Source organism: Streptomyces sp. NPDC033178 (assembly GCF_055577685.1).
The window spans coordinates 214,149-227,578 of sequence record NZ_JBVIPT010000001.1; the positions used below are offsets into that span (position 1 = coordinate 214,149).

Consider the following 13,430-nt stretch of genomic DNA (forward strand, 5'->3'; position numbering starts at 1 on the left):
CGCACTGGATACATCCGCCGGGTGGGGGCGAGCGCCTCGGAAACAGTCGGCGCCACCAGGACGCTGGATTCCCGGCACGACGCGTACGAGGTGCTCGCCGCGCTGCGGGTGCTGCGGGCGCACCTGACCTTCGCCGAGACCGCGGGCGGCCTGCTGCACTACGCCGGCGAACGCCAGACCGCGGAAGAGGCAGGGGATCTCCCGCAGGACGCTGCGGGTCGTCTACGAGAGCGTGCTCAAGCCCGACGGCGGTCTCTTCCCTGATCCTTCCCGTGTGCAATCGGCAACGCTGAGTGTTCTGCACCCACATTGGCCTTGGGCTGAGCTCCGATCCGAGGATTCTCACAAGCCGCTGGGAGCGAAGGCGTCCTGACCAAGTTGTCGACCCCGCTCGGCCTCTGCCGCGTCGGCTGTGGTGGAGACCAGGATGATTCAGAGTGGAGGGATGTCTGAATCGTCATTGCCGGGTGGCTTCGTCAATCACGTCGTGCGGGTCGGTGCCACGGTGCGCCGCCCCGCGTCGGCCGGTACAGAGTTCGTCGCCGAACTGCTGAGGTTCCTTGAGGTCCGTGGCTGGCCCGGTGCGCCGCGGTACCTGGGGCTCGATGAGGACGGGCGTGAGGTCCTCACCTTCCTTGACGGGCACGTGGCCTGGGAACGGGGCCAGCCGTCAGCCGTGCGCTCCGAGGAGAGTCTGCTGCTGGTCACCCGGCTCGTGCGGGAGTTCCATGATCTGACAGCCGGCACCGAACTGGCCGGGTCACAGGAGGTCGTCTGTCACAACGATCTCTCGCCCAAGAACACGGTCTACCGATCGGTCGGCGGCGCCTTGCGTCCGGTGGCGTTCATCGACTGGGACTTGGCGGCTCCGGGCGCACGTATTCACGATGTCGCCCATGTGTGCTGGCAGTACATCGGTCTCGGGCCAGGGGTGCGAGACATCGACGAAAGCGCGCGGCGGTTGCGGTTGGTCGCCGACGCCTACGAGCTGGCCGATCGGGATGACCTCATCTCTGCGATCTTGTGGTGGCAGGACAGGTGCTGGCGCGGCATCGAGACTGCCGCGCAGGCCGGGGACCAGGCGATGATCGGCCTTCGAGCCGCCGGCACAGTCACTGAGGTCCAGGCTGCCTGGCAGTGGGTCCTGGACCACCGGGATGTCCTCGCTCGCGCACTGCGATGACGTGCTTGGTGACAGGCATCGTCCCTGCCGACGAAGAGCTGATGCTGTCCGAAGAGGACCTGCCGTTCACCGGGCGCCCAGGTCCACCCTGTAACGCTTTTCGCGCCTCGGTCCAAGAACAGGTGAAGTGCCTTTGAAGAACCCCGCTGAACCTCCGAAGAGGAGGATCGCCGGGGAGTCTCCGACGAGAGGGAGTCGCCTGTGGACGGCGCGGAACGGTTACGGGGTGGGCCCGCCGCGGTGGCACGCGACCCGCAGCTCTTCGAAGAGTTCTATCGGCGTCACGTGGACGCGGTGATGCGTTTCGTGGCCCGGCGGGTCGACGATCCGCACACCGCTGCCGACCTGACGGCCGAGATCTTCCTCGCCGTCCTCGACTCGGCCCACACCTATCGGCCACGCCTCGGCAGCGAGACGGCCTGGCTGTACGGCATCGCGCGCAACGTCGTGTCCTCGGAGCGGCGCCGGGTCGCCCGGGAGGCGGAACGCGATCGGCGCTTCTCCGGTCGGAGGTTGCTGGAGGCCGACGACATCGTCCGCCTTGAGGACAAGCTCGACGCGGAGAGCCCGGGTCGGCGCGCCCTGGCCGCGCTCACGCGTCTTCCCGAGGGCGAGCGGGCCGTCGTGGAGCTGGTCGCGGTGGACCAGCTCACGGTCACCGAGGCTGCGGCCGCGCTGGGCATCCGGCAAGTGACAGCCCGGGTCCGGCTGCACCGGGCACGCAAAGCCCTGCGGGAAGAGGCGGACGTCGCGGCCGCGGAGACGAACAGCGTGGAGACGAACCCCGCGTCTGTACGGGCAAGTTCCACCGGAGCGGGATCGCCGGACCCGTCGCTGCTGCACGTTGCAAGGGGAGAAGCATGAGCGCGAGGACGACGTTCGAGGACCGGCTCCTGGATGATCTGAAGAGGGAGATCGAACTGCGCGGGGCCGGGGCGAGCCGGGCGCCGGCTGGGGCCGAATCCGGCGAGCGAAAGCCGAAGACCTCCGCTCGCCGGCTGCTCGCCCCGCGTCGGATCGCCGTCGTGGCGTTCGCCTGCACGGTGGCCTGGCTCGGCACGGTGGTCGTGCCCGGCTCACTGGCCGACTCGACGGCGTACGCGGTGGAGCGCCACGGCGACGGCAGGGTAACGCTCACCGTCAAGGACCAGAACATCGGTGTCGAGGCTCAGCATGACCTCGCAAGAGAAGTGCGTCCCTGGGGCATTGAGGTGACCATTGACTTGCTCCCTGCCGGATACGTCTGCGAGCGCAGCGAGGTCACGCCGCTTCCGGCTGTTGATCGGCAGGGCAACCGTGTCCTCATCATCCCCTTGAAAGCCGGCTGGGACGTCACCCTGCGCCGGGGCAACGTGCTGGCGTTCGAGAACACCAGGGGTGACTCCCGACCTCGCGCGGTCGAGTTCTACAAGACCAAGAGCGAGGCCGAGCCCTGCGTTCCGATGAAGGTCACCCTGCCGGACGCCTAGCCGACGGATTCACCGCACTGGGACCAGGCGCAGCCACTGCAAACACGCATCCCTCGTCCCTCACTCCCCTAGGTGGTCACATTCTGTGACGTTGCGATTACCAATATCCGCCGCCGTGTCGACCGGTCCGTCGAGGTTGGCCTGGCTGGACGCATTGCGCGGCATCGCTGCACTCGTCGTGGTGTTCGACCACTCGTCGTACTCCTTCATGGCGGAGTTCCGGCGGGAGTTGATGCCCGAATTCAACACCAGCCGGTACGGCATCCTGGTGTTCTTCCTGGTCAGCGGCTACATAATTCCCGCGTCGCTGGAGCGCCGGGGCTGCGTCCGGTCGTTCTGGATCGGACGGATCTTCCGCGTGTACCCGCTTTGGGCGGCTGTCGTCATGGCAATCCTTGCCGTCAACTTCTTGGGCCTCGCGGAGATTCGTGACTTCGGCGGGCAGAGCGCTGTCGCGGTGACCGTCGCCCACATCACCCTGCTCCAGGAGTTGTTGGGGACACCCAATCTCCTGCTCATCCTGTGGACGCTCTCGTACGAGATGGCCTTCTATCTGCTGGTCGTCGCGCTCTTCACGGTCCGTCTGCATCAGCGGTCGGCGACGGTCGCCGTCACCCTGGCCGTGCTCGCCGCCGTGAGCGTCACGGCAGGCATTACGCTGCCGGATTCCACCCTGTCCGACCTGGTCGGCACAGGCCCGCTGATCGGGCTCGCCTCCGGCGCCCTGGTGGTCGCGATCTGCTGTGCGAGCGCCGGGTCACCCGCGCTTCGCGTGTTCGGCGGCGTGCTGGGCGGGGTGCTCGCGCTCGTCCTGGTCCCGCTCAACGGCACGGTCCCGCTGTGGGAGGGTCTGGTGATCCTCGCCGTGATGTTCCTTGGCACCGCCGTCCACCGGGCCGAGAACGGTCAGAACACCTGGCGGCACACGGCTTGCACAGCCGTCGTCGTTGTTGCCTGCGCCGTGGGCAGTGCGTACCGGTACGGCGACGGGGACCAGTTCACCCGGCGAGGTTGGATCGTGGCGTTCCTGCTGGCCGTGCTTACCTTCGGTGTCGGCCTGGCGTCGCGCCGCCGACGCGTACCGCGCCTCCTGACCGGTCTTGGCGCGATCAGCTACTCGGTCTACCTGGCACACCCGGTGCTGCTGGCGGTGATCGACAGCACGATGGGCCGGTGGCGGCAGAACAATCTCGTACTGGAAGTGGCGTTCTATGCGGTGCTGTTGCCGCTGTGCATGCTGACCTACCGTTGCATCGAGGCACCCGCCCAGGCATGGGGCCGCAAGCTGGCACTCCGGGTACCGACCGATCTCAGATCGGGACCCGTTCCTGTCAGTCGGTGACCACGGACGTGTTCAGGCCCTTGTCGTAGCGGTTGTGTGCGATCCGGATGCCCGAACTGCCGTGGAAGACGAACAGCGGGGAGGCGGACGGCGGGTGAGCCCGTCCGTCCAGCCGCCGGACGGTGTTGCCGGTGAATGCGAACCCGCCGACGCTCTTCGCGTTGACGATGGTGACGTCGCCGATGTCGAACGAGTTGTGCTCGACCGAGATGTTGTGGTGCACCGGGGTCGCCGGGTCGATGACCTGGTTGGTCGGCTCGACGAAGATGACCGGGCCGCTCGGCCGCGTGAACGAGTTCCCGCGGATCGTCAGGTCGGCGACCGGCCCGGACTCGTACCACTGGTAGGCGTCGGCGGAGACGTAGATGCTGGCCATGGACATCCCGTCGAACCGGTTGCCGGTGATCAGGACGGGTTTGCGGGTGGTGACCAGGATGCCGCGGGTCGGCACGTTGCGGAACACATTGCCGGAGATGACGACCGACGGGGTGGCCGTGATGTTCTCCACGACCGTGCCGCCGATCTCGACCCCGGAGGGAACCGGCCGGTCGAAGGTGACGGTCATCGTGGTCAGCGGCTTGTTGTGGTCCATCCCGCTCGGTCCGTCGACCGCGGTGACCTTCGCGTGCGGGTTGGCCAGAGCTGTCATCGTGCGCTTGGTGGCGAACTCGACCTTGTCACCGGGGGCGAACTGCGGGAATCCGGCGGTCTGCGGGTGTTTGTAGGCGAGGGTGAGGGTGGACGGTCCAGGTTTCCCCACGAACTCGAGGTAGGTGCCGTGGATGTTGATCGGGTCGTCGTGCGGTCCGTCGAAGACGCTCCGGGTGATCGAGACCTTCCCCTTGACGCCGGACATCTGCACGAAGTCCGCGAAGGATGACGTCGACCGGCCGGACCTCGGCGCGGGTGCGAAGTTCACCCTGTCGATGGAGATGTTCTCGCTGAACTGCCCCACTACACCGAAGGATTGGAGGTAGTAGGCGTTCATCGAGCGCATCGTGACGTTCTTGGACTGCCAGATGAACGCGCCCGGCTCCGTTCGCTCGATGAGGCGCATCTGGTAGACGAGCCCGGCGTCCGCCGGCCGCGCCGCGGTGGTGTAGTCGATCCGGATCCGGCGTCCGCCGAGGTCGGTGACCGCAGCGACATCGTTGAACAGCGGGTTGTCCGCTCGCCACGTCCGTTGCGCCTTGGGGTCGTGGAGCTGTGTGTACTGGAGTCCGTCGACACCCGACCAGTACGGCTGTCCGGTGGCCGGGCTCTTCTCGCCGAGCCAGGTGATGTGCGTGCCCTTCACCTTGTACGGGCTGCCGGCCGGGATCGACAGGACGCGGTAGGCGTGCCCTTCGGTGACACCGGTGCTGGCCACGGTCGCGTCGATGACCTGGGGGGCCGCGTAGTCGAAGGAGAAGTTCGTGAAAGTCACGTCGGTCGAGCGGATCGAGGCGAACGCCGTCTGGAGGCCGTGGTAGACGAGCTTGGCCCCGCCTCCGTCGATGGTGACGTCGTGCATGTCCTCGACGAGCAGCCCGATCTTCTTGTCCCGGTAACGCTGGTCGGCGCCAACGGTGTTGGAGACCTACAGCTCACGCGTCTCGGCCCGCTCCGGGTAGATCTGGTAGGTGCCCTTCGAGAAGACGATCCTGACCGGCCGATCATGATCGACGCTCTTGGCGTGCCGGAGCGCCTCGACGACGGCGGGCGTCGAGTCCCTCCGGCCGGTGGGGTCGGCCCCGTAGGCGTCCACGTCGACCACCACAGGCCTCGTCTTCGGCGCTGCGGCGACAGGACTCCCGCCACCTACGAGCAGCGCGAGCGCCACCCCGAGAAACACGAACCGAGACAAAGCCCCTCCGGAGCATCCATGAGCTACGAAACACCCGATGAATAGGCAGAGTTGCCGCCAGTGATCTGACCGGATCCCCGAGTGGAGTGTCCATAGACCCGACCTCTAGGTCAATGGTCTGGACGAGCAAAGGGAACTCACCCCTTCGGCACCGCCGTGCTCGCACGGATCACCAGTTCGGGGTCGAAGAGGAGTTCACCGACGGGGACGTCGCGGTTGCCGACCAGGGCGAGGATGCTGCGTCCCACCTCCGAGGCCAGACGGTCGGCCGGCTGACGGACCGTGGTGAGCGGAGGGTCGACGAAGTCCATGATCATGGAGCCGTCGTAGCCGACGACCGACACATCGCCCGGGACGTCGTACCCCTGACGGCGCGCGCCCCGGATCGCACCCAGGGCCATGTAGTCGCTGGCGGCGACGATCGCCGTGGCGCCGCGGCCGAGGAGCGAGATCGCGGCGGACTGGCCGCCCTCGACGGTGTAGGACTGCCGGACCACCCACTGCTCCGGGTCCTCGACACCCCGCTTGCCCAGCGAGGCGACGAAACCGCTGACGCGACGGTCGGCCGGGCGGTTGCCGACCGGGCCCGACGCCATGCCGATGCGACGGTGGCCGAGCCGGTGGAGGTGGTCGACGGCGAGTTCGGCGGCCAGCAGGTCGTCGGTGGAGAAGACCGGCGCCTCGCTCACGCCCTCGAACTGGCCGTTGATCCCGACGAAGGGGATTCTGCGGGAGCGCAGGAGTTCGTACGCCTGCGGGTCCGCGCCCTCCAGTGTGTTGCTGGCCGAGAGGAACACGACCGCCGCCACACCCCGGTCGGCGAGGGAGGTCACGAAGTCCAACTCCTGTACTCCACCTGGGAAGCACGGGCACAGGACCGTCTTGAGGCCGTGCGGGGCGAGGATGGATTCGATCCGTTCGGCGACATCGGCGAAGAACGGGTTGGAGACCAACTCCGTGACGACCGCGACGAGTTGACCCCGCATCTGCCGCTCGTACCCCAGGTCGGCCATCGCCTGCTCGACCGCCTCGCGGGTCTTGCGCGACACACCCTGGCGCCGGTTGATGACCCGGCTGACCGTGGCCTCGCTCACCTGCGCCCGGTCCGCGACCTCGGTGATGCCGACCTTCATACGTTCCCTCCGTCACCCCTGGTACCCACCGGCCGACAGGACGCTCACGAGGCCGACCGGTCAGACTTGCAAGATCTCACTGAAAACTTTCAGCTCGTACTTCCGCCCAACGTAGCAGTCAGTGTGCGTGTCTTCCATGTTTCTTGCGCATGACCATTGAATCGCCTCTTCGGCCCCTGCTAGCTTTCCCGCCACTGCCCGACCGCTCGTCCGCTCGACGTGACTGAAGACCCGGGAGACCCGATGAAGCCCTCAAGGCTCATGCTGCTCACCGCTGTTGCTCTGCTCACGCCGATGACCCCCGCGCTGTCTGCTGCGGCGGCGCCGGGGGACGGCGGGGTTCCCGCGTCGGGCACAGCCACCGCCGCCCGTCCCCAACTCGTCATCCCGGACCCGGGGTTCGAGAACGGCGGCACGGACTGGACCTTCGGCGCGGGCACCGGAGTCGGCACCGGCAACTCCCACGGCGGTGCCCGCTTCCTCTACCTCGACGCCGGAGCCGGCAAGAGCGCCGAGCTGAACATCGTCGCGCCGCGGAACGGCAGTTACGACTTCTCCGCGTGGATCGGAAGCGCCGGCACCGGCGGCACGTACACGGTCCGGCGCAACGGCAAGACCGTAGAGACGATCACTCTGCCGGAGCGCCGCGCGTACGCCCGCTACACCATCAGCCGCGTCGAGCTGAAGACCGGCGACCGGCTACAGATCGCCTTCGGCTCGGGCAGCGCCTGGGTCAACGCGGACGACCTGATGATCTCTCCCGCCGCGCCCGCAGACCCCAAGGTCACCTCGTCCGACCCCGAGGTCGCCGAGATGTTCGGCTGGGCCAAGAGAAAGGCCAACAGCTGGGCTCAACTGCCCGGCACGACGGGCCCGATCAACGTCGACGAGTACCAGACCGGCGGCACCGGCACCGCGCAGTACGCGCCCACCTACTGGGCCGGGTACGCCAACCGCAGCGCCTACTACTCCCGCGACATGACCCACCAGCTCGCCGGCGCCCACATCCTCGGCCTCGACGAGGCGAACAAGACGATGCTCCGCTCGTTCGCGGCGTCTTCCACCGCCGCGCACAAGTACTTTCCGGTCTGGGCCCTGAACTTCGATGCCAAGACCTACCTGAGCATCGACTACAAGAGCCCGGACAACTACGTCCGCGAGGTGCCGGCCGTCTTCGAACTCGTGGAGAAGGCAGGGCAGGCGTACCTCTGGACCGGCGACCAGAGTTATGTGGACGACCCGACGATGTGGAACTTCTACCGGCACTCCACCGAGGAGTTCATCGACCTGCACAACGGCGCCAAGCCCAACGGCAAGGTCAAGGTCGCCGAGGGCACGGGCAACGGCATCTTCGCCGGCGCCGCCAGCTACAACGAGCAGGACGGCGACGGCCTCGCCGAGGCCGGGGACGGCATCGCCTCGCAGTACCAGGCGTATCTCGCGCTGGCCACACTCGCGCGCGGCAAGGGCGACACCGCACTGGCCAGGACATACGACCGGCGTGCCGCCGAGCTGAAGGCGTACTTCAACGATGAATGGAGCGGCAGCGGAAGCGGCGCCGACATGGTCCGCGCTTACACCACGTCCAACACCCCGGTCACCGGCTGGGGCAAGGAGAACAGCGTGTTCGTGCCGATGAAGCAGATCCTCGATCCCGGCCCGCGCAACGACGCCTATCTCGACTACATCCAGGAGCAGGAGCTGGGGCCGGAGGGGTCGCCCAACATCGAGTCGACGACGTACCTGCCCGACATGTTCTTCAGGAACAACCGCAACGACACCGCCTGGACGTGGATGAAGAAGATCTACGGCCAGCGGGAACTCCAGCACGTCAACTCCAGCCAGGGCCCCAACGGTGACTACCCCGAGGTGTCGTTCACCCTGGTCAGCCAGACCGTCGAGGGCCTGATGGGCATCGCACCGGACGCGGCCGACCGCACGGTGACCACGCAGTCGCGGCTGCCGTCGGGCATGAAGTGGCTCCAGGCTGCGGACGTGCCCATCGGCACGAGCACGATCACCGTGCGGCACGACGGCGCGACGAAGACCAAGCTGACGAACAACGCTCGCCGTGGGGCCTACCGCTGGGAGGCCCGTTTCCCCGGGGTACACAAGAAGATCGAGGTCAACGGTGTCCCGCAGCGCGTACGCACCAAGACGGTCGGCGGCGTGACCTACACGTACGCGACGCCGACGGTGCGGGCGGGGGCGACAGCGGTGGTACGGGTGACGGACTGACGCGACCGCAGTTCACAGCCGAGCGCGCGTCGGCTGAGGCGGTACCAGAGTTTTCCGTTCTTGCGCGCCTGGTCGATGGTCTGCGCCGTTTCGGGATTTCCGATGGTGAGACTGTCCTCGACGAATCGGTAGCGGCGCATTGTCATGTGGATGAGACCGGCAATGTTGCGGAGAAAATTTGCGACAGGTGTACGTTCGGAGGTGTCGGCCCAGTTGGCATCGATATTCCAGAGTGTCTCGCGATAGGTGCGACAAGTGTTTTGGCGGAGGCCGGGGCGGGTGTAGGCGAAGGTGTTGCAGATTTCGCCTTCGGCCCGGTGTTTGTGGTAGGCCACCGCGTCGTACATCGCGTCACAGATTTCAGTCAGGATCTGGTTCTGCTCTTCGGTCAGCCAAGTGTCTTCGATGTTGTTGCAGGCCAGAGAGGCGGCGATGAAGAGGCGGGCCTGGGCGTCGCAGTGGCGGATTCGAAACCACTGAGCGGGGCTGCGGGCGATCGCTGCCGTGTAGCGGCGCAGGAGTTCGGCGTTCCCGTGCGGGGAGGATTTCTCGGCCGTGATCAGGATTTATTGGAGGCCACAGGGGAAATGTGTTCGCCCCTGAACTCTGTCACGGTGGAGATGGACGTGAGGCGCGCCAGCGCAATGTATCGCGCACGGTCCGTGTAGGCGAAAATGCCAGGTCTCATCGGTCACAGGAGCCTTCCCGGAAGTGGGTCCGAATTTGTGGGCGGGAACGGACACCACTGAGGCTCGGTTCGACACGGCCGCCGCCGACGGCGGCGGCAGGGCAGCCAGTTTCCTTACCTCTGACCCGAATTGATCGCCAATCCGACGCGATTCGACCAGAGGTCGACCGGGTGAGACATACTCCGGTGATACGGATCCATACGCGTGCGTACACGACCGTCCGGTCGGCTGCCGCAGCAGTCCCGCCCCGCCCGCCGACACGCTCGGCCGCGCCGTGCTGAACCGGCTGGTCGGGGCAGCCAGTGGATCACCTCGGCGGACTCTCCGGTAACGTCGGAATATGAGCCATCCACATCCCGAACTCAAAGCCGCCCCTCCCCTGCCTGAAGGAGGGCTGAGGGTCGTCGCCCTGGGCGGTCTGGGTGAGATCGGCCGCAATATGACCGTCTTCGAGTATGCCGGCAAGCTGCTCATCGTCGACTGCGGCGTGCTGTTCCCCGAAGAGACCCAGCCCGGCGTGGACGTGATCCTGCCGGATTTCACCTCGATCCGTGATCGCCTGGACGACATCGTGGCCGTGGTACTCACCCACGGCCACGAGGACCACATCGGCGGCGTGCCGTATCTGCTGCGCGAGCGCTCCGACATCCCCGTCGTGGGCTCGAAGCTGACACTGGCGTTCCTGGAGGCCAAGCTCAAGGAGCACGGAATCCGGCCGCGCACGGTGCGGGTACGTGAGAGCGACCGGCGCGGCTTCGGCCCCTTCGACTGCGAATTCGTGGCGGTCAACCACTCCATCCCGGACAGCCTCGCGGTCGCGATCCGCACCGGAGCAGGCATGGTGCTGCACACCGGCGACTTCAAGATGGACCAGTTCCCGCTGGACGACCGCATCACCGACCTGCGCGCCTTCGCCCGTCTCGGCGAAGAAGGCGTCGATCTCTTCCTCACCGACTCCACCAACGCCGAGGTCCCCGGCTTCACCACCTCCGAACGCGAACTGAACCCGGCCATCGAACAGGTGATGCGTACCGCCCCGCGCCGTGTGATCGTCTCCAGTTTCGCGAGCCATGTGCACCGTATCCAGCAGGTCCTGGACGCCGCGCACCAGCACGGCCGCAAGGTCGCCTTCGTGGGCCGCTCCATGGTCCGCAACATGGGCATCGCCCGCGACCTCGGGTATCTGAAGGTGCCCAGCGGCCTGGTCGTGAGTACCAAGGAAATGGAGAAGCTCGCCGACCACAAGATCACCCTGGTGTGCACCGGATCCCAGGGCGAGCCGATGGCGGCTCTGTCCCGGATGGCCAACCGCGACCACGTGATCCGCATCGGCAAGGGCGACACCGTCCTGCTCGCCAGCTCCCTGATCCCCGGCAACGAGAACGCCATCTATCGAGTGATCAACGGGCTGACCCGGTGGGGCGCCCATGTCGTCCACAAGGGCAACGCCAAGGTGCACGTCTCCGGGCACGCCAGCGCCGGTGAACTCGTCTACTGCTACAACATCGTCAAGCCCCGCAATGTCATGCCCGTGCACGGCGAATGGCGCCATCTACGGGCCAACGCCGACCTGGCCATCCGTACGGGGGTCGATCCCGAGCGGGTGGTCATCGCCGAGGACGGCGTCGTCGTCGACCTGGTGGACGGGCGTGCGTCGATCACCGGCAAGGTGCCCGCGGGCAACGTCTACGTGGACGGCATGGAGGTCGGCGGCGCCACCGAGGCGTCCCTGAAGGACCGCCTCACCCTCGCGGAGGAAGGCGTGGTCACCGTGGTGGCGATCGTCGACGCCGACACGGGCGCCCTTGCCGAGACCCCCGACTTCCTGGCCCGCGGGTTCGTCCACGACGACACCACCTTCGAACCGGTCATCCCCGTCATCGAGAAGACTCTGGCGACCGCAGCCCAGGAGGGCGTCGGCGACGCACACCAGCTGGAACAGCTCATCGCCCGCGCCGTGGCGAACTGGGCCTTCCGTACCCACCGCCGCAGGCCTCTGATCATCCCGGTCATCATCGACGCCTGACCGGCCCGCTTCCCCTGCCCTGCCCCGCCGGCAGCCTTGTCGGCGGGGCAGGGACGGTTTCGCGGTTGCGTCCACACCTGCGCGGAGCAGGGTTCCAGGCACCGACTTCCGGCACCGACGGTGCCTCAGAAAGGCAAACGGATGAGCGCGCGTTTCGAGGAGATCGACTGGCGCCCGACGGCGATGGGCGACATCAGCCTGCGGCGCCGACGCGACCCGGCGTCGGGCACCGATGTGTACGAGGTGAAGCTCGGCGACGAGTTCTTGATGTCCAGCCTCTTCACAGCCGGTGAGATCGCGCTCACGGAACTCGGACTGGCGAATCTGCCGGACGCCGAACTGGACGTCGTTGTCGGCGGGCTCGGGCTCGGGTACACCGCCGAGGCCGCGCTGGACGACCCCCGGGTGCGCTCGCTGACCGTGATCGAAACACTTGCCGAAGTCATCGACTGGCATCAGCGGGGCCTGGTCCCGCTCGGCGCCCGGCTGACTTCGGACGCCCGCTGCCGCCTGGTTCAGGGCGACTTCTTCGCGCTGGCGGCCGATTCGTACGGTCTGGACCCGAAGGAGCCGGGCCGCCGCTTCCACGCCATCCTGCTGGATGTCGACCACTCGCCGCGTCATGTGCTCCACCCGCGCCACGCGGCGCTCTACCAGCCTGCCGGGCTCCGCGCGCTGACCGAACACCTCCACCCCGACGGGGTTTTCGCCCTGTGGTCGAACGACCCGCCGGACAAGCAGTTCACCTCCGTACTCGCAGAGGTCTTCCCGCAATCAGCGGCCCATGTCGTCGACTTCGACAATCCACTGCAGGGCGGCACCTCGACCAACACCGTGTACGTGGCCAGGACAGAACCGGGCCGGCCGTAGGCACCAGTTCGGCCGGATCCGGGGGCGGGTTCCGCCCGCACGACCGATGAGTTCCGCCTCGCCACGTCGTCTGCGTCTTGGGAACGTCCCCCTTCCGCGCCTGCGGGAGGCCCAAGCTGAGACGACAAGGAGCGTGCACGCCATGGCCGAGGAGAATGTGAGCGCCACTCTGACTGTCGCCGTGCCCGCCGCGAGGGTGTTCGCGGTGCTGGCGGACCCGACGACCCATTCCGCGATCGATGGCACCGGATGGGTTCAGGAACCTGCCGACCGGGAGCCGCTGACCGAGGTGGGACAGATTTTCCGGATGGACATGTACCACTCCAACCATCCAGACGGTGACTACCAGGTGGTCAACAAGGTTCAGGTGCTCGACCCGCCGCGCACCATCGGCTGGCTGACGGGGCAGCAGAAGGGCGACGGCGACCTGGAGTTCGGCGGCTGGATCTGGCGATACGACCTTGCGCCGCTGGGTCCGTCCGAGACTGAGGTCACGCTGACATACGACTGGTCGGCGGTACCGCAGTACATCCGGGACCGCGGCATCCGGTTCCCGCCGTTCGGCCCTGAGCACCTCACCAACTCGCTGCACCACCTGGCAGAGCTTGCCGCACCGACGTCCCGGGCCTGAACG

The 13,430-nt window shown here is 67.1% G+C and carries 13 protein-coding genes; 9 read left to right on the forward strand and 4 right to left on the reverse strand.

The features are described 5' to 3' along the window. The first annotated feature begins 21 nt into the window (after nucleotides 1-21). The 5 genes from ACZ5VQ_RS01030 (at nucleotide 22) to ACZ5VQ_RS01050 (ending at nucleotide 3,994) form a co-directional block, all read left to right on the forward strand. Nucleotides 22-264, forward strand: coding sequence for a hypothetical protein (locus ACZ5VQ_RS01030; protein WP_469103057.1), 243 nt, complete (start codon nucleotides 22-24; stop codon nucleotides 262-264). 181 nt (nucleotides 265-445) lie between these two features. Continuing rightward, entirely contained in the window at nucleotides 446-1,183 is a 738-nt protein-coding gene (locus ACZ5VQ_RS01035; protein WP_469103058.1) for a phosphotransferase, read from the forward strand. 201 nt (nucleotides 1,184-1,384) lie between these two features. Further along, nucleotides 1,385-2,047, forward strand: coding sequence for an RNA polymerase sigma factor (locus tag ACZ5VQ_RS01040; protein WP_469103059.1), 663 nt, complete (start codon nucleotides 1,385-1,387; stop codon nucleotides 2,045-2,047). After that, the gene (locus ACZ5VQ_RS01045) at nucleotides 2,044-2,652 is read left to right on the forward strand and encodes a hypothetical protein (protein WP_469103060.1); all 609 of its coding nucleotides are present in this window, start codon (nucleotides 2,044-2,046) and stop codon (nucleotides 2,650-2,652) included. The genes ACZ5VQ_RS01040 and ACZ5VQ_RS01045 overlap by 4 nt, the downstream gene beginning before the upstream one ends. A 115-nt stretch (nucleotides 2,653-2,767) precedes the next feature. Beyond that, entirely contained in the window at nucleotides 2,768-3,994 is a 1,227-nt protein-coding gene (locus ACZ5VQ_RS01050) for an acyltransferase family protein (protein WP_469103061.1), read from the forward strand. Here the strand turns inward: ACZ5VQ_RS01050 and ACZ5VQ_RS01055 are convergent. The 3 genes from ACZ5VQ_RS01055 to ACZ5VQ_RS01065 all read right to left on the reverse strand — a co-directional run bounded on the left by ACZ5VQ_RS01055 (nucleotide 3,984) and on the right by ACZ5VQ_RS01065 (nucleotide 6,973). Further along, nucleotides 3,984-5,507, reverse strand: coding sequence for a right-handed parallel beta-helix repeat-containing protein (locus ACZ5VQ_RS01055; protein WP_469103062.1), 1,524 nt, complete (start codon nucleotides 5,505-5,507; stop codon nucleotides 3,984-3,986). The genes ACZ5VQ_RS01050 and ACZ5VQ_RS01055 overlap by 11 nt on opposite strands. A 66-nt stretch (nucleotides 5,508-5,573) precedes the next feature. After that, nucleotides 5,574-5,828 (reverse strand): hypothetical protein, encoded by a 255-nt coding sequence (locus ACZ5VQ_RS01060; RefSeq protein WP_469103063.1) that lies wholly within the window; start codon nucleotides 5,826-5,828, stop codon nucleotides 5,574-5,576. A 149-nt stretch (nucleotides 5,829-5,977) separates the two neighbouring features. Further along, complete coding sequence (locus ACZ5VQ_RS01065) at nucleotides 5,978-6,973, reverse strand: LacI family DNA-binding transcriptional regulator (protein ID WP_469103064.1); 996 nt, start codon at nucleotides 6,971-6,973, stop codon at nucleotides 5,978-5,980. A gap of 243 nt (nucleotides 6,974-7,216) precedes the next feature. On the opposite strand from ACZ5VQ_RS01065, the gene ACZ5VQ_RS01070 reads away from it, so the two are divergent. Beyond that, nucleotides 7,217-9,211, forward strand: a complete 1,995-nt coding sequence (locus ACZ5VQ_RS01070; RefSeq protein WP_469103065.1) for a carbohydrate-binding protein — start codon at nucleotides 7,217-7,219, stop codon at nucleotides 9,209-9,211. Here ACZ5VQ_RS01070 and ACZ5VQ_RS01075 read toward each other — a convergent pair. Beyond that, nucleotides 9,148-9,558 carry a hypothetical protein gene (locus ACZ5VQ_RS01075; RefSeq protein WP_469103066.1) on the reverse strand — a complete coding sequence of 137 codons (411 nt, stop codon included), beginning with the start codon at nucleotides 9,556-9,558 and terminating at the stop codon, nucleotides 9,148-9,150. The two genes, ACZ5VQ_RS01070 and ACZ5VQ_RS01075, sit on opposite strands and share 64 nt — an antisense overlap. A 682-nt stretch (nucleotides 9,559-10,240) precedes the next feature. Between ACZ5VQ_RS01075 and ACZ5VQ_RS01080 the strand changes: the two genes are divergently transcribed. The 3 genes from ACZ5VQ_RS01080 (at nucleotide 10,241) to ACZ5VQ_RS01090 (ending at nucleotide 13,427) form a co-directional block, all read left to right on the forward strand. Next, entirely contained in the window at nucleotides 10,241-11,926 is a 1,686-nt protein-coding gene (locus tag ACZ5VQ_RS01080; protein WP_362070142.1) for a ribonuclease J, read from the forward strand. 141 nt (nucleotides 11,927-12,067) lie between these two features. Next, nucleotides 12,068-12,796 (forward strand): polyamine aminopropyltransferase, encoded by a 729-nt coding sequence (locus ACZ5VQ_RS01085; RefSeq protein ID WP_469103067.1) that lies wholly within the window; start codon nucleotides 12,068-12,070, stop codon nucleotides 12,794-12,796. A gap of 142 nt (nucleotides 12,797-12,938) precedes the next feature. Continuing rightward, nucleotides 12,939-13,427: an SRPBCC family protein gene (locus tag ACZ5VQ_RS01090; RefSeq protein WP_469103552.1), complete on the forward strand. Its 489-nt coding sequence runs from the start codon at nucleotides 12,939-12,941 to the stop codon at nucleotides 13,425-13,427. Nucleotides 13,428-13,430: the final 3 nt, after the last annotated feature.

Excerpts from the sequence above, each read along its gene's own strand:
- ACZ5VQ_RS01035 (WP_469103058.1), top strand. The coding sequence starts at position 446 with ATGTCTGAATCGTCATTGCCGGGTGGCTTCGTCAATCACGTCGTGCGG.
- ACZ5VQ_RS01045 (WP_469103060.1), top strand. The coding sequence starts at position 2,044 with ATGAGCGCGAGGACGACGTTCGAGGACCGGCTCCTGGATGATCTGAAG.
- ACZ5VQ_RS01055 (WP_469103062.1), bottom strand. The coding sequence starts at position 5,507 with ATGCACGACGTCACCATCGACGGAGGCGGGGCCAAGCTCGTCTACCAC.
- ACZ5VQ_RS01065 (WP_469103064.1), bottom strand. The coding sequence starts at position 6,973 with ATGAAGGTCGGCATCACCGAGGTCGCGGACCGGGCGCAGGTGAGCGAG.
- ACZ5VQ_RS01070 (WP_469103065.1), top strand. The coding sequence starts at position 7,217 with ATGAAGCCCTCAAGGCTCATGCTGCTCACCGCTGTTGCTCTGCTCACG.
- ACZ5VQ_RS01075 (WP_469103066.1), bottom strand. The coding sequence starts at position 9,558 with ATGTACGACGCGGTGGCCTACCACAAACACCGGGCCGAAGGCGAAATC.
- ACZ5VQ_RS01080 (WP_362070142.1), top strand. The coding sequence starts at position 10,241 with ATGAGCCATCCACATCCCGAACTCAAAGCCGCCCCTCCCCTGCCTGAA.
- ACZ5VQ_RS01085 (WP_469103067.1), top strand. The coding sequence starts at position 12,068 with ATGAGCGCGCGTTTCGAGGAGATCGACTGGCGCCCGACGGCGATGGGC.
- ACZ5VQ_RS01090 (WP_469103552.1), top strand. The coding sequence starts at position 12,939 with ATGGCCGAGGAGAATGTGAGCGCCACTCTGACTGTCGCCGTGCCCGCC.